The sequence below is a fragment of the Natrinema pallidum DSM 3751 genome (genome assembly GCF_000337615.1).
GTDB classification, from domain to species: domain Archaea; phylum Halobacteriota; class Halobacteria; order Halobacteriales; family Natrialbaceae; genus Natrinema; species Natrinema pallidum.
In genome coordinates this window covers 48,186-66,391 of sequence record NZ_AOII01000089.1, presented here as the reverse complement: position 1 = coordinate 66,391, position 18,206 = coordinate 48,186, and the positions used below count along the sequence as shown (strand labels likewise).

Below are 18,206 nucleotides of genomic sequence, written 5' to 3'. Positions count from 1 at the left end.
ATGACCGTCACCGTCCGGTACACGTGTCCACACTGCGGCGCTGTCGTGAGCGTCGAGCGCCGGCCGGACCTCGCTGACCGATCCGTGACCAAACTACCCCAGCCGGGATGGGAGTACGCCGGCCCCGACGAGGAGTTCGAGTCGGCCGACGGCATCGAGTTCCTCTGCGGCGAGGACGGTCCCGTCACCGACCTCGAGGGCGAGCCCATCGAGGGCTGTGGCCGGCCGTTCTACCTCAACTTCGTCCGCTACGAGCAGGGTGTCGAACTCGAGCCGGAGCCGCCGACCTACGGCGGGCCGCGGTTCGATTTCAGTCCGTGAGCGGTTCCGCTGCCCGAACACAACCCTTTTCGACGCTGGCAAGTAGCTAGTGACATGAACGAAACCGCCGTTCGCGACCGGCTCCGGACGGTCGACGATCCGGAACTCGGCGACGACATCGTTTCGCTCGGGCTCGTCAACGAGATCGACATCGACGGCGACCAGGTCGATGTCGATCTCGCGTTGGGTGCCCCGTACTCCCCTAGCGAGAGCGATATCGCCGCCGCGGTTCGCGAAGTCCTCACCGACGCAGGCCTCGAGCCGGACCTGACCGCCAGCGTCCCTGACCGCGACGATCTCACCAGCGAGGAACAGGTGCTGCCGAACGTCAAGAACGTCATCGCCGTCGCCTCCGGCAAGGGCGGCGTCGGCAAGTCGACCGTTGCAGTCAACCTCGCGGCCGGTCTCTCCCAACTGGGCGCTCGCGTCGGCCTGTTCGACGCCGACGTCTACGGGCCGAACGTCCCGCGGATGGTCGACGCCGACGAGCCGCCGATGGCTACCGAGGACGAGACGCTCGTCCCGCCCGAGAAGTACGGCGTCAAGCTGATGAGCATGGCCTTCCTGACCGGCGAGGACGACCCCGTCATCTGGCGCGGGCCGATGGTCCACAAGGTCATCACGCAACTGACCGAGGACGTCGAGTGGGGTCACCTCGATTACCTCGTGGTCGATCTGCCGCCGGGGACCGGCGACACCCAGCTGACGATGCTCCAGACCATGCCCGTCACCGGCGCAGTCATCGTCACCACCCCACAGGACGTTGCGCTGGACGACGCTCGGAAGGGCCTCGAGATGTTCGCCAAACACGACACGGTCGTGCTTGGGATCGCCGAGAACATGTCGACGTTTGCCTGTCCCGACTGTGGCGGCGAACACGACATATTCGGCTCCGGCGGCGGCGAGGCGTTTGCCGAGGAGCACGAACTCCCGTTCCTCGGCTCGATTCCGCTCGATCCGGCCGTCCGCGAGGGCGGCGACGGCGGCAAGCCGACGGTCCTCAAAGATGGAGACGGGACCAGCGATGCCCTCCGGACGATCACCGAGAACGTGGCGAATAACACGGGTATCGTCCACCGACAGGCCATTTCCCAGAGCCGACGCAGCGAGACCTCCTCACCGGACCGATGAGCGACGACCAAGACGACACCGAGCGCGGAATCGCGACGGCCGACACCACCGGCTCGGACACCGAATTCGCGCCCGATCCCGAGCGCGTCGCGTTCCTCCGCGAGATCGCGGACGACGTGCGCGGCGACACCAGCGAGAGCAAACAGCTCGCCAACATCCTGTATCGGACCAGCGACCTCTATGACGAGGGCGAGGATACCTCGCCCGAGGAGATCGTCCGCAACGTGAAGTTCATTCTCGAGGTCACCGAACGCGGCGGGCTCGGTCGCTGAGTCGGCTGCCTCGAGACCGATCGGCCGGCCGCCGGGGCGCGTCGCTTTTGCCTTTCCCCACCGAGATACGAGTGTGGACGCGAATCAACGGTCTCGAGCGAACCCCTACGGCATGGACGAGGAGTGTCGGAACTGCCCGGCGCTCTGTGAGACGCGCAGTCGGGTCGTCCACGGCTACGGCGATGTCGGCGCTGACTTCCTGTTCGTCGGCGAGCGGCCGACGGCGCGCGCCGACGACACGGGCGTTCCGTTCGCCGGGGTCGGCGGCAGCGACGGCGACGGCGGACTGCGACGGCTGCTCGAGCGGCTCGGTCTCTGTGACGTGACCTCGCCGGCCGAAACGCCCGCCCTCGAGAACGTCTACCTGACGAACCTCACCCGCTGTCGCGATCCCGATCGGCGGCCGACCGACGAGGAGATCGGTAACTGCGACCCCTATCTCAACGCCGAGATCCGGATGATCAATCCGGAAATCCTCGTTCCCGTCGGCGAGCGCGCGCTGACCGAACTCGGCGTCGAGTACACGACGACCCCGGTCGACGACCTCTCGCTGCCCGCCGACCACGCGACGCGGATTCGGGGCCGCGGGTTCGAACTCGTTCCCATGATCGAACCGCACGCACAGACGAGCGACCAGACGCAGGTCTGGCTCGAGACGTTCGTGGACCTGATGGCGTCGGACTATCGGCAGACGAAGGGACGGCAGGAACGGTGAGGAAGCGGCGGTGACAGCGACCCGAGCGGTTACCAGTACGGGTTCTCGCGCCAGCGTTTCGAGCCGACGCCGGAGGCGATCAACGCCGCGACGGTGAGAACCGCGACGGCGAACACACCGATCGTCGGGGCGAAGAGCGGGCCGGGTGAGTTAAGGAGATAACCAGTGCTGAATCCGTACACGCCCAGCGCTGCCAGCGCGGCGATTACGAGCGTTGCGAGCAGTCCGGCGAGCGACCGTTCGTCCATACCGTTCCGGAGGGACTACACCGTTATAATTCACCTTCATTTCCCATCGGTTTCGGTCCCGCGACCCCCGGAAGCGCCGCGTTCAAGAACCGTGCGCTCGGAGGATGGGGCATGATCGTCGTCGTCCCGATCGACCCGCCACGCGAGGGACTCGTCCTCTCGTCGCTCGCCGACGGATCGCCGTTGACCGAAGCCGAGGCCGCGTCGCTCTACGAGGCCGCCGTCGCCGACGTCTGCTGGGCCGTCGCACGCAGCGGCGGCGACCTCCTGCTCAACTACCGCGACGCCGAGACCCTGCCGGCCGACGAGGCCGACGGCGACCCCGAGGCCGAGGTGCGGGCGCTCGCGCTCGACGCGCTCGGCGAGGACGCGGCGATCCGGTTCGAACGGCAGGTCGGTTCGAACCGCGCCGCTCACATCGGCAACACCGTCACGCACCTGCTCGAGCAGGAGGGAGCCCAGAGCGTGGGCGTCCTCGAGCCGACGGTGCCGCTGGTCAACAGAACGGAAATCGACGGAGCGGCGATGTCGCTCCGGCGTCACGAGGTCATCCTCGGGCCGTCCGACGAGGGGAGGGTCTATTTCGCGGGGTTCGCGGAGCCGATCGATTTCACTGATGCGTACGCCACGCCCTCGCTCTCGACGATGAGTCGCCGTGCGAGCGAGGGCGGTCTCGGCGTCGGCTTCGCGCCGATGCTCCCGACCGTGTCGACGCCGGCCGGGCTCCGATCGACCGTGGCCGGACTCGAGGCCCGACGGGCGGCCGACCGTCCGGGTGCCGAGGCGACGACGGCGCTGGTCGACGAACTGGGGCTGACGGTCGGGGACGACGGCGCGCTCGAGCGCGAGTAGACCGACAACCCTTTTTGAACGTGCGGAGAACGTGCAGGTGAGGTGGGGTGGCAGAGCGGCCCAACGCGCCTGCCTTGAGAGCAGGTGGCTGTCAAGCCTCATGGGTTCAAATCCCATCCCCACCGTTTTTCGCGGCGCAGACGACGAACGGAGTGCCAAGTCTCTCGAGCGGCGGACAGCGCAGGCCATCCAACGCCGACCGTCAGCCCGGACCGTCACACGGCGTATCGACGCGCAATGCCGGCCGGGACACACCCGGTACAAAAGTACGGCGCGGCGACGGCTCGGCACCGTCTCGAGCCCGCAGTTCAGCGATACGACAGTTCGAGATCGCGCGCTCGGTCGAGCAGTTCCGCGTCGTAGTACTCCTCGGTCTGTGCGGGTCGCATGCCGTCGATCGCGCGGACCTGCTGGACGGTGTTCCGGAAGTTCTTGAAGGTTGCTTCGTCGACCATCTGGCCGTCGATGGTGACCGCGCCGGTCCCCTCGCGTTTGGCTTCGTTGAAGCGTTCGATCTTGTGCACGTCACGCTCGAGTTCGTCGGGCGTGGGCATGTGGACGGTGTTGGCCTGAATCGTCTGCTTGGGGTACAGCGACCAGGAACCGTCGAGTCCGAGCTGGGCCTCGTGCTCGATCTGGTCGGCGTACTCGTCGGCGTTGTAGTAGGTCAGGCCGGCACGCTCCTTGAACAAGTCGTCGAAGGGGCCGCCGATCGAGAGCAGTCCGCCGGCGCTGGCCTCGTTCGAGAGGGCCTCGAGCAGGCCGTCCCAGCGCGGCATGCCGTCGCCGAGGTCGCGGCCGCCGAGTTCGGCCGCGTAGTCGACGGGGCCGAAGACGAGGGCGGTGAGTCGGGAGTCCGCACCGAATTTGGAGATCTCGCGCAGGTCGGAGCGGGCGCGACCGGTCTCGACGATGACCGAGAGCCCGATCGAGCCGTCGTCGTAGCCGTGTTCGGCCTCCGCCTCGGCGACGACCTCGGCGGCACGTTTCACGTCCGCGAGACGGCCGACCTTGGGGACGACGACGCCATCGATCTCGTCGCCGATCTCGCCGACCAGTCGGTCGATCTGGGTGCGGCCCTTCTGGCAGTACTCCTCGTCCTCGTAGCTCCACTCGACGCGAGGCCAGATCTCGCCGGGGAAGTCGTACTCGGGAACCTTCTCGATGGTGTTCTCGAGGCCCTCGGCTTTCATATCGGGTGCCGTCCCGTCTTCCATGTCGGGGACGAGCCAGTCGGGGGCCTGGAACCCCTCCGCCTCGAGCGCGGAGGTGAGGTACTTCGCCGAGTCGTCTTTCGGAACGGCGGCCGGTGCAGTCTGGAACGTACGGCAGAGTCGAATGTCGTCGGTCATGGTTTGTCTGGGAGTGTGTGTGTGTGTGTCTGTCTGCGGTCGTCTCTGATGGTCGTTCGTCTCAGTTCGAGCGCTTTCGAATCTCGGCTGTTCGTGTCCCCGAGTAGACCGGGTCGTCGTCCTGATTGAACGCGATGTGTTCGAAGGTGACGGTGCCGGCGGCGTCACTCGAGGCGTCGTCCTCGGCCTCGATGACGCGCGTAAAGGCGTAGACGGTGTCGCCGACGGCGACGAACGTGTGGAAGGATTCGTCGTCGAAGCCGACCTCGCGCCACGTCCGCTCGTCAGAACGGGCGTGACCGAGCGCCGTCGAGCGGGTCACGTCGCCGTAGGTGACGATGTTGCCCGACGGCGAGTCGGCCATGACGTCGACGTTATGGTGCTGTTTGGCGGTATTGAGCGTCGATAGGGGCAGCGAGGCGACTGTCACGTCGTCCTGTGTGCGGCCGCGCTCGTGGCGGTAGGCGACGGCCGCGTTCTCGTCGTCGGCTTGTTCGAGGGCCGCGACGAAGTCCTCGTAGGAGCCGCCGTCCGGCGAGATGAACTCGGCGGGGAGGTCGGGTTCGTCATCGCCGTCCCCGTCGGCGGTTGCGGCTCCGCTCCCGTCCGTGGCCACCGGCTCGCGGCGCGGGATCATGTTCGTCCGATCGTAGGAACAGAGCACGTCGCCGGTCTCGGCGTCCGTGCCGCGGGTCCGCCAGGAGACGATGCCGTATTCGGGTCGGGAACTCGAGGTCGCCGTATTGACGACCTCGCTCTCGACGTGGAGTTCGGTGCCCGCGTAGACCGGCGCGCCGGGGAACCGAACGTCGGTTCGCCCGAGGAAGTAGCCCCCCTTCTCGCTCAGATCCTCGACGGTGATCCCGAGCGTCGCGGCGGTGAGATAGTCCGGGTGGATCGGCGGTTCGTCGAACCCGCGCGCTTCGGCGGCATCAGTGCGCCAGTAGGCGGGGTCGTGGTTGAGCGTCTGGCTCATCCACTGTTCGTTGCCCCACTCGGTGAGGGTGAGTCCGGGAGCGTGTTCGATGAGGTCCCCCTCCTCGAAGTCCTCGAAGCAGTTGCCCTTCTCCTTGGTCTCGACTTCCGCGAGCGCCCGTGCGAACGTGTCCGGATCGGTCCACTCAGTCATCTGCGGTCACCTCGTCAGTTTCGGTTCGCTGCTCGTCCCGTTCGCGGCGGGCGATCGTCCGCCGCATTTCGTTTTCGACGATCATGTACCCCTCGTCGAAGCCCATCCCGGGCTTGGCGAGCACCTGCGCGGCGTTCGTCGCGAGCGCGACGTGGGCACAGGCCCGCGCGGAGGTTTCCGTCTCGTTGCAGGTGCCGCCGAGGTAGGCGCGCGTGTCGGTCCCCTCGCAGTAACGGACCGCCTGCCCGCTGCGGTGGATGCCGCCCAGATCGGGCGTCTTCACCTGTACGAGGTCCGCCGCGCCCGCGTCGACGAACGCCTGCACGTCCTCGAAGGTGTTACACCACTCGTCGGCGACGATATCGACGCCGACGCTGGCCTCGGCGAGCCCCTCTCGGAGTTCGACCATCGCCGCGATCTGATCCTCGCGGTCGCCGACGTCCATCGGCCCCTCGATCTGGATCGGGTACGGCGCTGCGGCGTCCTCGAGCGCGGCGAAGTAGTCGACGATCTCGTCGCGGTCGTAGGGCGCGCCGAAGAGTTCCCCGATCATCCCGTACACGTCGATATGGAATCTGGGTTCGTAGCCGTCCGGTCCGAGTTCCTGTGAGCGCTCGACGAGCCACTCGACGTACTCGAGCAGCACTTCGCCGTTCTCGCCGATCTTCTCGACGCTGTTGATGAGCGCGTGGGGCAGGACGGGGACGCCCTTGACGAACATCTTTTCCGTATTATTGTAGCGGTCGTCGCCGGACTGGCCGAAGACGGGGACTGGCTCCGTGGCGGGCTCGGTACCCAGCGCGTCGGCCATCACGTCCGTCTTCGTGGTGTTTTCGGCCTCGGCTGCGGCGGCGAGTAAGGCCTGCGAGACGCCGTAGCGGATCGCGGTGTGGAGCCGGTCGCCGTCGACCTCCAACTGCTTGAGGGATTCGGCGTTGTCGAGGAAGTCGGTCGCGTCCCGGCCCTCGAGTGCGTCGGCCACGGGACCCTCGATGACGGGGGCGTACGCCGCGGCCTGAAAGAGCGGATCGCGGCCGCCGGCACCGGAGTACTGGACCGCGGCGCAGTCGCCCCGCACCACGGTGCCGTCGGCGAGTTCGATATCGACGATGAGCGTCTCGCCGGCCTGGCGAATCTCGTCGAAGCCGTCGGTGACCGGCTCGCCCTCGTAGGTGAAGCCGTCGTGTGCTGCTCCCTGCTTGATCGCGCGCTGGTCGTCGAAGAAGAACCCGGAGTAGCCGGGCGTGGCGTGTAATCCTGTAATCTCCATTTAGACGTCACCCTGTGGTCGGCCGATGAGTTTGCCGTCACTGATCGCGTCGACATCGTCCGCGACCATTCGGAAGGACTGATCGCGGCCCTCGGTCGTGGCGCGTTGCGAGAGTCGAGCCTTGTGTATTTCCTTGATATCGTCGTCCATCTCGAGGTCAGCCCACTCGAAGATGCGGACGCGGCCGTCGTCGTCCCGTGCGGGCAGGACGGCCCCGGCGGCGCTGTCGCTGGGTGCAAAGGGCACGTCGAGTGCGCCCGAGTCGAAGGCCTTGAGCGTCCCCTGGACGACGTCGCCGTCGCCGTGCTCGAAGATGGTGTCCATCAGACAGCGGGTCTCGCGTTCGATGAGGTCCTGTTCCTCCGCGATGCCGTCGATGTCGATCTTTTGCTCGATGGCCATGTCGATGACCTGCCGCGTCGTGCGCAGGCCGGCGGAGTTGGCCTCCTTGGTCGGAACCCCCTGGAACTCCTGGGGGGACTTGGTGATGACCTTGTCCGGCTGGGCGATGGCAGCAGTCATGCCGCCGAGGCTGATGACGCCGTTGGCGCGGGCCTCGTCCGGCGGGAAGCCACCCATCCACTCGTGGAAGACGGTCGTGACGACGACCTCGTCGGGGAGGTACTCGTTGCCCAGCTTCTTCAGGGCGTTCAGGGCGGCCACGTCCTGGACGACGTTGCCGACCTGGCCGTAGCCGAGCGTGATCGAGCGCACGCCCTGGGTCGCGGCGAGTTTCCCTTCGACCAGCATGATCGCGATCGCGATCGACGGCGGGACCAGGGTCCCCGTCAGCGGCCCGAACGGCTCGCGGTTGATCCGCACGCCGCGTTCGGTGTAGGCCCCCGCCAGCCGGTCGACGAACTGCCACTTCTCGATGGTCTCCTCGAGACCGTGGCGTTTCGTGTACGGGATGTTGTACGAGATCGGCCCCCCCTCGAAGCTCTGGAAGCCGCCGGCGAAGGTGATCGCCGCCAGCAGTCGGGCGTCGGGCGTGCCGTGGCGGACCTCGATCGGCGCGTCGATCGCGTCGATCAGTTCCCGACAGCCGTCGACGCCGTGATTGACCGCCGGGAAGCCGTTCAGCGTGTCGTCGCCCGTCTCGAGGGCTTTGTCAAGGCCCTGCTGGGCCTTCTCGTACTCGTTGTCGCGCGTGTACGAGTCGATGGTCGTCGGGAGGAGGTCCGCCTGGCCCTCCTCGTGGAGGTACTGCAGGAGTTCGATCTGGTCGTCGAGCCGCGGAACGCCGGCCCGGGGTTGGAGGAGGGGCTTGTCGGCCGACTCGAGGACGTCCGCGAATCGCTTGTGGTCGGGCAGCGACTCGTGGTATGCGATCGCGTCCTCGAAGTCGACGTCCGCACCCGTCGGCCAATTCGACCGAATCTCCTCGTCGATACGCCGTAGCTCGTCGGATGGAATGCGTTCGTCTCGTATCATCTAGCCAGTTAGGAGGTAATTGTGGCCGGCTCCGATTCGGTCGGCGAGATCTGGAGATCCTCGCGGAGCGCGGCGATCGCGTCCTCGGGGTCGGTCTCGGAGTCGAAGACGCGGTCGAACCCGAGCTCCCGGAACGTTTGCCGGGTTTGCTCGAAGTCGTCCTGGCCGACGGCGAGGTTGCCGCCGATATAGCTGACCGCGTCGACACCCGCGTCCTCGAGAACGCTGTGGAATCCCTGACAGTCCTGCTCGGCGTGGCCGTAGAGCGAGGAGACGAGTACAGCGCTTGCGTCGTGAGCCTTGGCGGCCTCCGCGAACTCCTCTTGGGAGGTCTGAACGCCGAGGTTCACGACATCGAAGCCGGCTGCACTGAAGGCTTGCTCTAAGATCGTGATGCCGACGACGTGGGCATCGGAGCCGATAACGCCGAGGACGACCGTTTGGGACATCGTATCCAAAACCATGAGGAACTGCGATATAAACCTAATGATCTTCCATGATAATACTTCTTAAGGATATTAACAGCGTCTCTATGTCAGATGACCACAACCCTCGTGGTATACGAGAACAACTACATAATCGATGGTAAGGGTTTTGGTACTGGTTTGGGAAGGGGGGCATACACACACATGGGAGCACTCTCGAACCTTCGCGTGCTTGATCTGACCCAGGTGCTGGCCGGGCCGTACTGCACGATGCTGCTCGCGGATATGGGCGCGGACGTGGTCAAGATCGAACGCCCTGGCGGGGACATGATCCGGTCGAACCCGCCGTTCGTCGACGATCCCGACGAGGAGGCCTACGGCGGCTACTTCCAGAGCGTCAACCGCGGCAAGAGGAGCATCGAGTTGGACTTAGGCGACGACGAGGACCGCGCGGATTTCCTCTCGCTCGTCGAAGAGGCCGACATCGTCATCGAGAACTACCGCACCGGCACGATGGAGAAGTACGATCTGGGCTACGAGACTCTCACGGAGTACAACGAGGAGCTCATCTACTCCTCGATTCGGGGCTTCGGCGACCCGCGGACCGGCGAGACGCACCGCCAGGGCCAGCCCTCCTTCGACCTCATCGCGCAGGCGCTGGGCGGCGTCATGGAAACCACCGGCCAACCCGACGGCCCGCCGACCAAGACCGGCCCCGGCGTCGGCGATCTCTTTACCGCCACGCTGAACTGTATCGGCGTTCTCGCCGCCGTGAACCACCGCGAGCAGACCGGCGAGGGCCAGTACGTCGACACCGCCATGTACGACTCGATGCTCAGCTTCACCGAACGCGCCATCTACCAGCAGTCCTACACCGGCGAGGCTCCCACCCGCCGGGGCAACTCCCACCCCACGCTGTTTCCGTACAACGCCTTCGAGACCGCCGACGGCTACGCCGTCATCGCCGCGTTCAACAACAACCACTGGGCCGAACTCTGTGACGTGATGGACCGCCCGGACCTCGCCGAGGAGTACCCCACGACCGCCGACCGACTCGAGCACCGCGGGGCGCTTCGCGAGGACCTGGCCGAGTGGGCGCTCGAGTTGTCCAACGACGAACTCGTCGGGCGTCTCGAGGGGCGGGTGCCGGCCGCGCCGGTCCAGACCACCGACGAGATTTTCGACGACCCGCACGTCCACGCCCGGGACATGCTCGTGCCGGTCGAACAGCCCGGTGCCGACAGGGACGTCGAGATCGCGGGCACCCCGATCAAGATGAGCGAGACTGACCCCGAGCCCCGCGGTCGTGCCCCGCTGCTCGACGAGCACCGTGCGGAGGTGCTCGGCGAACGGGCGGAGGAGACGGCCGACGACTGAGACGGGCTGCTGTAACTGTTTGCCGGAGCGACCGCCTGCCGATCGTCATTCCGGTGACGACTGCGCTGTTGGTGCCTGTTTCGAGTATCCCTGTTACCAGTGGATTCTTGGTGTGACAATTCAAGGAGACAGGCATGAGTCAGGCGACGCTCTCGGACCGCCCGTACACGAACTCGAATCTCTTCTCCGGCTACTATCTCGACGAGCGGATTCAGGACCGCGAGGAGTGGGATTGCGACGACGACGCACAGGCGGCCATGGACGACCTGCAGTCGCTGTACGATCTCGAGTCGGGGCTGGTCGACGGCTACAAGGAGGACCCGCTGATCGACAACTGGATCGACGAGGTGCTCGAGGTGTTGGGGTTCGGGACGAACGTCGAGACGACGCTGCCCGAGGGCGGGGGGTACGTCGACGTGTTGCTGTTCGAGAACACCGAGGCGCGCCGTGACGCGGCGGAGGTCTACCTGAGTTCCGAGGACACGACCGACCTGTTCGAGCGGGGTGTCGGACTGGTCGAAGCCAAGCAGTGGGACGCCGACTTCACGACCCGGTTTAGCGACCAGCGGCCGTATCGGAACGCCTCCCATCAGATCAAACACTACCTCGAGCGGACGCCCGAGCGGATTCAGTGGGGCGTGTTGACCAACGGCCGCAAGTGGCGACTCTACGGGACGAACGACTACGAGACCCAGACCTACTACGAGATCGATCTGCCGGAACTGCTCGAGCGCGGGGATCTCGAGGCGTTCAAGTACTTCTATACGTTCTTCCGGCCGGCGGCGTTCCGCGAGTCGGGGGGCACGACGTTTCTCGATTCGGTCTGGTCGGAGAGCGAGACGGTCGCCCAGGAACTCGGCGAAGACCTACAGGACAACGTCTTCACGGCGCTGCGGGTGCTGGGCCGTGGCTTCGCCGAGACGAACGACCTGGCGATCGAGCCGGACGACGACGCGGGGCTCGGGGAACTCAAGGAGCAATCGCTCGTGTTGCTCTATCGGTTGATGTTCGTCCTCTACGCCGAGTCGCGGGGATTGATCCATCCGGAAGGCGGGGACGCGGTCGCGGAGTACGAGGAGAACTTCAGCCTCGACGAACTGCGCCTCGAGATTCACGAGGAGATCGGCGAGGTCGACGCCGGATTCGACGACGCCTACAGCGAGCACTCGACGACGATGTGGAGCCGGCTCGAGGACCTGTTTCGCCTGATCGACGAGGGCGAGGAATCGCTCGGCATTCCGCCGTACAACGGCGGGTTGTTCAATCGGGAAAGCCACGAGTTCCTGGCCGAGCACGAGGTCAGCAACCGCCATCTCGCGGAGGTCATCTATCGGATTTCGACGACGGAGAACGACGAGGGGCGGTACGTGTTGGCTGACTACGCCGACCTCGATACGCGCCATCTGGGGAGCGTCTACGAGGGGCTGCTCGAGCACCAGTTCCGGATCGCGCCGGAGGCGTACGCGGCGGTGGCAGAGGACGGTGGACAGGTCTGGAAGCCGGCGACGGAGGTGTCCGTGGCGGCGGCGGTCGAAACCGTCGACGAGGGCGGGCTCTACGTCGTCAACGACGAGGGCGAGCGGAAGGCCACGGGGGCGTACTACACGCCGGACTACGTGGTGACCTATATCGTCGAGGAGACGGTCGGGCCGCTGGTCGCGGAGATCAAGGACGACCTCGAGTCACAGGGCTTCGAGCCCGGTACCCACGAATACCTCGGAGCCTTCTACCGGCGGGTGACGGACCTGAAGTTGCTGGATCCGGCGATGGGGAGCGGGCACTTCCTGACGCGGGCGACGGAGTACCTGGCCAACGAGGTCATGGAGGAGGTGCGCGAACTTGAGGAGGCGACGGCCTTCGACGAGCAGCGGGTGCGCCGGGACGTGGCCAAGGAGTGTATCTACGGCGTCGACTTGAACGGGATGGCGGTCGAACTCGCGAAGCTCTCGATGTGGCTCGAGACGCTCGCCGCGGACCAGCCGCTGGCCTTCCTCGATCACCACCTCAAGGCGGGCAACTCGCTGGTGGGGTCGGACGTAACCGAGGTCCTCTCGAGCGACGCGGCCGACGGCGACGGGCAGTTGACGCTGCAGCAGGCGCTGGCGCGGGTCCGGCAGGACACCCTCGAACACGTCATGGAGCGGATGCAGGAGTTGCTCGAGATCGACAACGAGTCGCTCGAGGACGTCAAGTCGATGGAGGAGATCTACGACGAGGTGCGGGCCGACGCGTTCTACCAGCGGCTGTTCGAGGTGGCGAACGTCCACACTGCCGAGCGGTTCGATCTGGACGTGCCCGAGGGGGCCTACGAGCGGCTGGCGCGGGCGATCGACGACGACGAGGCGTGGGCCGAACTGAGCGAGGAGCCGTGGTTCCAGACCGCGCAGGCGATGAGCGGCGACGAGGCCTTTTTCCACTGGGAGTTGGAGTATCCCGAGGTGTTCTTTAACGACGATGGGGAGAAGCGGGCGGATGCTGGGTTTGATGCGGTGATCGGGAATCCGCCGTGGATTTCGAACTGGGAACTTACAGAGAGTAACGAACAAATTGTCTCTACGCTTGAGTCACTTTATCCTGAAGGTACGTGTTTAGCCCCAGTAAATTTCGCCACTGTCTCGTAGCAGGCGGCCAATCGGGGAGATATGCACCCTCAGCAAGGGCTAATTNGTACGTGTTTAGCCCCAGTAAATTTCGCCACTGTCTCGTAGCAGGCGGCCAATCGGGGAGATATGCACCCTCAGCAAGGGCTAATTGAACTTCTTCAGGGATGGTCTCCGCTCGGAGACCATCCCGGTGACCCTGCTGAGGTAACGCTGAGGTGGTCATAGTGGATAGGGATGACCTCAGCAAAGACGAACTTCTCTCACGGTTTCTCCAAATGGAAGAGCGAATCGACGAGTTGGAGGAGAAACTCGAGCAGAAGGACGAACGAATCGAAGAACTCGAAACACGTCTTCGCAAATACGAGAATCCACATACACCGCCGAGTAAGCGACGGTCGGGGACTGACGAGTCCCCGACCTCGCAAGATGACGAAGACGACGATGTCCGAACTGACGGCGGCACTCCCGGTCGGAAGGACGGTCACGCCCCAGAGTGGCGTTCTCCGCCCGATCCTGACGAAGAAATCGAAGTCACCTGTGACTGTTGTCCTGAGTGTGGCGACCACTTCGACGAGTCGGTGGGCGTCAGCCCCCGACTCGTCGAGGAGATTCCTGATCCGCAGCCCCCAGAAATCACTCGGTACAACCGCCACTACTACCAGTGCGATTCCTGTGGAACAGAGACAGTTGCGGCTCACTCCGACTGCCCCGATGAGGGGCAGTTCNCTCGGTACAACCGCCACTACTACCAGTGCGATTCCTGTGGAACAGAGACAGTTGCGGCTCACTCCGACTGCCCCGATGAGGGGCAGTTCGGGGTGAACGTCATCGCTCAATCAGCTCTGTCACGGTACGATCACCGCCTTCCTTACCGGAAGGTCGCTGACCGCTTCGAGCAACTACACGGACTCGAACTCTCGGGTGCATCCGCGTGGCACGCGACCGAGCGCGCTGCGCGCGCCGGTCGCTGTGAGTACGAGCAGATCCGTCGAGAGATCCAAGATGCCGATGTGGTCCACATCGATGAAACAGGCATCAAACGTGACGGTGAGCAGGCGTGGATCTGGACGTTCAAGACCGCTCAGCATACGTTATACGCGGTGAGAGAGAGTCGCGGGAGTGATGTTCCCGCGGAAGTCCTCGGCGAGGACTTCGCGGGAACGGTCATCTGTGACGGGTGGACGGCGTACCCAGCTTTCAGCAGCAACCTCCAGCGGTGTTGGGCGCATATTCTTCGAGAGGCTGAAGACGCCGCGGAAAAGCAGGCAGANGGTGTACGTCGCTCTCCAGGCCCGGCTGGAGAGCGACTTGACCGTCCGTGAGAGAGCAGACCTCCAGCGTGTGGCGCGAAGAGAGCTTGAATCGCTGATTGAACGGTCAGTACCCGACGGACCAGTGGCAACACTGCTGGGGAAGATCGAAGGAGGTCTTGACCACTGGCTCACCTTCGTCGGTGAGCCAGCGGTCTCTCCGACAAACAATGCCGCAGAGAACGCGCTTCGTGAGCCAGTGGTTCTCCGGAAAATCATCGGAACGCTCCGCAATGACCGAGGAATGTTCGTTCACGAGACGGTCTTGTCCCTGCTGGCGACGTGGCGCCAGCAGGGACGCAATCCATACGAAGAGCTTCGTCGAGTCATCAGCAGCAATGAGATGCTCTCACGGGCTCACGCTGTGCCGGCTGTCGAGACCTCGGGGTAAACACGTACNTACGAAGAGCTTCGTCGAGTCATCAGCAGCAATGAGATGCTCTCACGGGCTCACGCTGTGCCGGCTGTCGAGACCTCGGGGTAAACACGTACTCCTGAAGTAACCTCTGGACATTGGGATCTATTTGTCCCCTTTTCTTATCGAGCAGCTACACTAGTGAAGAATAATGGTCGTCACTCGTTCATCACACCCACTTCACTTGGAACCGAAAAATACGGGGCAAGATTGAGAGAAAAGATGGTGGACGATTGGACAATTCATCAACTAATACACTTTGGAGAACATCAAGTATTTAGAGAGGTTGACCGACAGTATCTCATTTATGTAGTGACTCCCGAAAAAAGAGTGAATGGAAGAACAGATCTAGTAGAGTTTAACGATCCTGAATTCACCACTACAGCAGAAATTCCCCAAGCTAATTTCTCAGAATACTCTAATTATTCGCTCCGGCCATCATTAGCTACTACAGATATTGATCTCAAGAGAAAAGTTGACAATGAGAGCATTTCTGCAGGACGTATTTGTTGTGTTAATGTTGGAGTGGTTGCACACGCTGCTTCCGATAGTGATCTGAACTTCAAAAAAGATGACGTGATATCTACGGATCCTCAAGAAGGATACAAGAAATATATTGAAGGGAGTGATATATCTCGATATCTAATTGATTGGGATGGAGAATATATCGACTATGAATCAAAGAAAGATCACTTCCATCGGTCAAAGTTTCCAGAATTATTTGAGTCGGATAAGATAGTGGTTCCAAGGGTTAGTGGGGCAGACAACCGAATTGAAGCCTGCTTTGATAAATCTGGCTACTATAATAATGATAATGTAACAAATATACTTAGGTGGACTGATGAGGTTCTAGAAAATCAGTCACCGAAGAACTTTGAGCCGCTATCGGATACAGATAATTATAGCCTAATCTCTATTTGTGGGATTTTCAATTCAAATCTGATAACGTATTATTTTTCACAATTTTTAGCAACAGGAACTCTGCAGGGGAGTTATTCCAGCATCTATCCTGATGATATTCGGAAAATACCGATTCACGAAGACGTGTCTAAGAGGCCGGACATATTAATAGAATTGGAAAATCAAGTCGAGAATATAATGCAGGCGTCTGGGAAAAAAAGGTCACTGAATATATCCCTCCTTGATCATCTCGGTTCCTACTCTGATGGCCAGACTATTGCTGACAGCGGCCTCACCCAACCCCCAACTGGCGCAGCCGACTCCATCCTCACCGACACTACTGAAGACCGAGACAACCTCCGCATCGGCACTGTCGAAATCATCCGCGAGTCCTCGACTTCCCTCGAGATCCGCCTCACAGCCCGCTACAAGCCCGAAGACGAAGACGAAGACGAGTACGAAACCGACCAGTGGGGATACACCGAAACCGAGCCCCTGCCGGCCCTCGAGATTTCGGACCTCACCGAAACCGAGGCCGACCTGATCGAGGCCTTCGTTCCCGTGGCCGTCGACGAGGCCGGCGGCTTCGCGAACTTCCGCGAAAACGCCACCAAAACCAACTCGCCCGTCGATCGGCTCCGAAAGCTCACCCTGCCCGCCGTTGATGACGTTCGGGACGGCCTCGAGAGCTACCTCGAGACGAAGGAGCGAGCCGAGGAACTCGAGGCGAAAATCACAAAGACGGACGAGTTGATCGACGAAATCGTCTACGAACTGTACGGGCTGACCGAGGAGGAGATCGAGATCGTTGAAGACACCGTTGAGAACTGATCTCCAGTAGTCTCCTGTCGTTCTGTACAGAGCGTGGCTGTATCGGCCCAGGGGGCATCGCGACACCTGTCGAACAGCATTGCACGCACAGTGCAACTGTTTTGCTATGAGACGAACGGCAGTCCGTTCCAACGCACTGCTCGCAGTATCGCGGCAACAGCCACTGCGCCCCACACAACCGCCCAAACGGTGCTTGGAACTGGGTCTTGAATAGTGTCGGTTAGGACTGCGACAGCATACACGAGACTGACCACTGCAAACCCGATTTTGATCCTCCAGGGGAGTCGGGTCAGCAGGCCAGCCCTCGGATTGTTATGGAGTTCTGACATATTCCACAGTAACATGTCTACCCGTATACACGTTCCGGTAGGGGCGAATCCGCTGTCGCCATTTTCGGGTGGATTGCTGAGCAACGCAGTTCGTCCTGGGCTAATTGCTGACAAAGTGTGATACCCAGTCCCCACCGATGGCGCAGAGTGTCGACAGAAACGCACTGAATGCGATCACGAAGAGAGACCACAGCACTCCCACCACGATCGCAAGAGCCAGAATGTCAAGCGGTGCTGAAAGCTCTGCTACGACGAGATCCCCAGAGGACCAGACCACCGGTAAGCCACCGATGGCCCCCGTTCGAAGGCCGGCACGTTTCACCGACCCAGAGTGTGTCCCGTAGTATAGCCCGGACAGGAAACCGGCCACGAGACCCGGAGTCAAGTAAATCATCGACGGATCGGATGTCAGAATTACTGTGAACGGTATTGAGATAACACCGAGGAGGACGTCCACCCCCGTGTATGTTCTTCCCACTGAGTGGCCATTACTGTTGGAGACCATAGTGCCTATGAATGTAGTCTCTTGTCCTTATATCAAGTATTTTTTGAATACAGGGAATGAAGAAAAACACCTACTCGAGGCCCCGATTACAGCCCGGCCGACCGACTGCGATGTCGACGTGGTGGTGATGGTGGTTCCGAAGGCTCCTGCCGACCGGCCGGGTGACTGCCGGGGCTCGAGCGAGCCCCTAGCCGTCGGGTTGGATGAGGGTTGGCGGCACCGTACAGCCACACGGACTGGCCGAGGCCGTCATGGGACCGGAGACGGTGAGGAATCCGACCGGTTCACCGCAGCGCGGACACTCCGGCGGCGACGAGTCGCCGTCCGAATCGCCGTCGCGACCGCTACGCATGGGTCGCACACCTCGAGCGAACGAACGGGGATGACACTCCTGCAGTCGGGCGATTCCGCTGTCGTGCGGGACGTTTATATCCCGGTAGAATGTATGCAAGCATGGCAACCGAGTCCCTCACGGGGAGTCGGAAGCCAAGTCTCGGGTGGTACCAGCACCCGGGACGTTTCGATACGTCCCCTTTCCTTTGGAGACCGGCTTCCAGTATAACCGTTGACGCGTTGGAACTTATATCTACTGCAAGCGGCGCGAAAGCGACGCCCACCGCCCGGGTGCCCCGCCGCTCGAGCACCCCCGCGCTGTGGTGGCTCACGGCCCGTCGGGGCTCGAGGCCCGTGCTGCGGATGCGGCTGTCCGCCTCGGGGACGGGTCGATCGGGGCCATCCTGTTCGCGGTCTTATTCTCGCCCGTTTATGTTTCTCCGCCGTCGAGAAC

14 protein-coding genes, 1 tRNA gene and 4 pseudogenes are annotated in these 18,206 nt (G+C 62.9%); 11 read left to right on the top strand and 8 right to left on the bottom strand.

The genetic code is table 11. The annotated features are described in order from the left end of the window. The 4 genes from C487_RS15545 (at nucleotide 1) to C487_RS15530 (ending at nucleotide 2,439) form a co-directional block, all read left to right on the top strand. Complete coding sequence (locus C487_RS15545; RefSeq protein ID WP_006186768.1) at nucleotides 1-321, top strand: hypothetical protein; 321 nt, start codon at nucleotides 1-3, stop codon at nucleotides 319-321. A gap of 54 nt (nucleotides 322-375) precedes the next feature. Continuing rightward, nucleotides 376-1,452 (top strand): Mrp/NBP35 family ATP-binding protein, encoded by a 1,077-nt coding sequence (locus C487_RS15540; RefSeq protein ID WP_006186767.1) that lies wholly within the window; start codon nucleotides 376-378, stop codon nucleotides 1,450-1,452. Then, nucleotides 1,449-1,724, top strand: coding sequence for a hypothetical protein (locus C487_RS15535; protein WP_006186766.1), 276 nt, complete (start codon nucleotides 1,449-1,451; stop codon nucleotides 1,722-1,724). Before C487_RS15540 ends, C487_RS15535 begins: the two co-directional genes overlap by 4 nt. Nucleotides 1,725-1,836: 112 nt before the next feature. Continuing rightward, nucleotides 1,837-2,439, top strand: a complete 603-nt coding sequence (locus tag C487_RS15530; RefSeq protein ID WP_006186765.1) for a uracil-DNA glycosylase — start codon at nucleotides 1,837-1,839, stop codon at nucleotides 2,437-2,439. Nucleotides 2,440-2,468: 29 nt separating this feature from the next. Here C487_RS15530 and C487_RS15525 read toward each other — a convergent pair whose 3' ends face one another. Further along, entirely contained in the window at nucleotides 2,469-2,687 is a 219-nt protein-coding gene (locus C487_RS15525) for a hypothetical protein (RefSeq protein WP_006186764.1), read from the bottom strand. Between the two features lie 111 nt (nucleotides 2,688-2,798). Here C487_RS15525 and C487_RS15520 point away from each other — a divergent pair, with 111 nt between their 5' ends. After that, complete coding sequence (locus tag C487_RS15520) at nucleotides 2,799-3,539, top strand: hypothetical protein (RefSeq protein WP_006186763.1); 741 nt, start codon at nucleotides 2,799-2,801, stop codon at nucleotides 3,537-3,539. Nucleotides 3,540-3,580: 41 nt separating this feature from the next. Beyond that, nucleotides 3,581-3,664 (top strand) — tRNA-Ser (locus tag C487_RS15515). Nucleotides 3,665-3,847: 183 nt separating this feature from the next. Here the strand turns inward: C487_RS15515 and citE are convergent. The 5 genes from citE to glmS all read right to left on the bottom strand — a co-directional run bounded on the left by citE (nucleotide 3,848) and on the right by glmS (nucleotide 9,188). Continuing rightward, nucleotides 3,848-4,891 (bottom strand): L-malyl-CoA/beta-methylmalyl-CoA lyase, encoded by a 1,044-nt coding sequence (citE, locus tag C487_RS15510; RefSeq protein WP_006186762.1) that lies wholly within the window; start codon nucleotides 4,889-4,891, stop codon nucleotides 3,848-3,850. A 61-nt stretch (nucleotides 4,892-4,952) separates the two neighbouring features. Beyond that, complete coding sequence (gene mch / locus C487_RS15505) at nucleotides 4,953-6,020, bottom strand: 2-methylfumaryl-CoA hydratase (protein WP_006186761.1); 1,068 nt, start codon at nucleotides 6,018-6,020, stop codon at nucleotides 4,953-4,955. Next, nucleotides 6,013-7,290, bottom strand: coding sequence for a methylaspartate ammonia-lyase (locus C487_RS15500; RefSeq protein WP_006186760.1), 1,278 nt, complete (start codon nucleotides 7,288-7,290; stop codon nucleotides 6,013-6,015). Before C487_RS15500 ends, mch begins: the two co-directional genes overlap by 8 nt. After that, nucleotides 7,291-8,724, bottom strand: a complete 1,434-nt coding sequence (locus tag C487_RS15495; protein ID WP_006186759.1) for a methylaspartate mutase subunit E — start codon at nucleotides 8,722-8,724, stop codon at nucleotides 7,291-7,293. An 8-nt stretch (nucleotides 8,725-8,732) separates the two neighbouring features. After that, the gene (gene glmS, locus C487_RS15490) at nucleotides 8,733-9,188 is read right to left on the bottom strand and encodes a methylaspartate mutase subunit S (protein WP_006186758.1); all 456 of its coding nucleotides are present in this window, start codon (nucleotides 9,186-9,188) and stop codon (nucleotides 8,733-8,735) included. 165 nt (nucleotides 9,189-9,353) lie between these two features. On the opposite strand from glmS, the gene mct reads away from it, so the two are divergent. The 5 genes and pseudogenes from mct to C487_RS19765 all read left to right on the top strand — a co-directional run. Further along, nucleotides 9,354-10,526: a succinyl-CoA:mesaconate CoA-transferase gene (gene mct, locus C487_RS15485; RefSeq protein ID WP_006186757.1), complete on the top strand. Its 1,173-nt coding sequence runs from the start codon at nucleotides 9,354-9,356 to the stop codon at nucleotides 10,524-10,526. A 134-nt stretch (nucleotides 10,527-10,660) separates the two neighbouring features. Beyond that, a pseudogene (locus C487_RS15480) lies at nucleotides 10,661-13,042 on the top strand (Eco57I restriction-modification methylase domain-containing protein); the annotation flags it as partial. 362 nt (nucleotides 13,043-13,404) lie between these two features. Next, nucleotides 13,405-14,830 (top strand): annotated as a pseudogene (gene tnpC / locus C487_RS15475) (IS66 family transposase). Between the two features lie 165 nt (nucleotides 14,831-14,995). Then, nucleotides 14,996-15,073, top strand: a pseudogene (locus C487_RS22080) (hypothetical protein); the annotation flags it as partial. A gap of 186 nt (nucleotides 15,074-15,259) precedes the next feature. Then, nucleotides 15,260-16,585, top strand: a pseudogene (locus tag C487_RS19765) (TaqI-like C-terminal specificity domain-containing protein); the annotation flags it as partial. Between the two features lie 429 nt (nucleotides 16,586-17,014). Here C487_RS19765 and C487_RS15465 read toward each other — a convergent pair. Together C487_RS15465 and C487_RS21105 are read right to left on the bottom strand one after the other, a co-directional pair. Next, nucleotides 17,015-17,371, bottom strand: coding sequence for a DUF5518 domain-containing protein (locus C487_RS15465; protein WP_152422522.1), 357 nt, complete (start codon nucleotides 17,369-17,371; stop codon nucleotides 17,015-17,017). Between the two features lie 235 nt (nucleotides 17,372-17,606). Beyond that, nucleotides 17,607-17,771: a hypothetical protein gene (locus C487_RS21105; RefSeq protein ID WP_006186752.1), complete on the bottom strand. Its 165-nt coding sequence runs from the start codon at nucleotides 17,769-17,771 to the stop codon at nucleotides 17,607-17,609. Nucleotides 17,772-18,206: the final 435 nt, after the last annotated feature.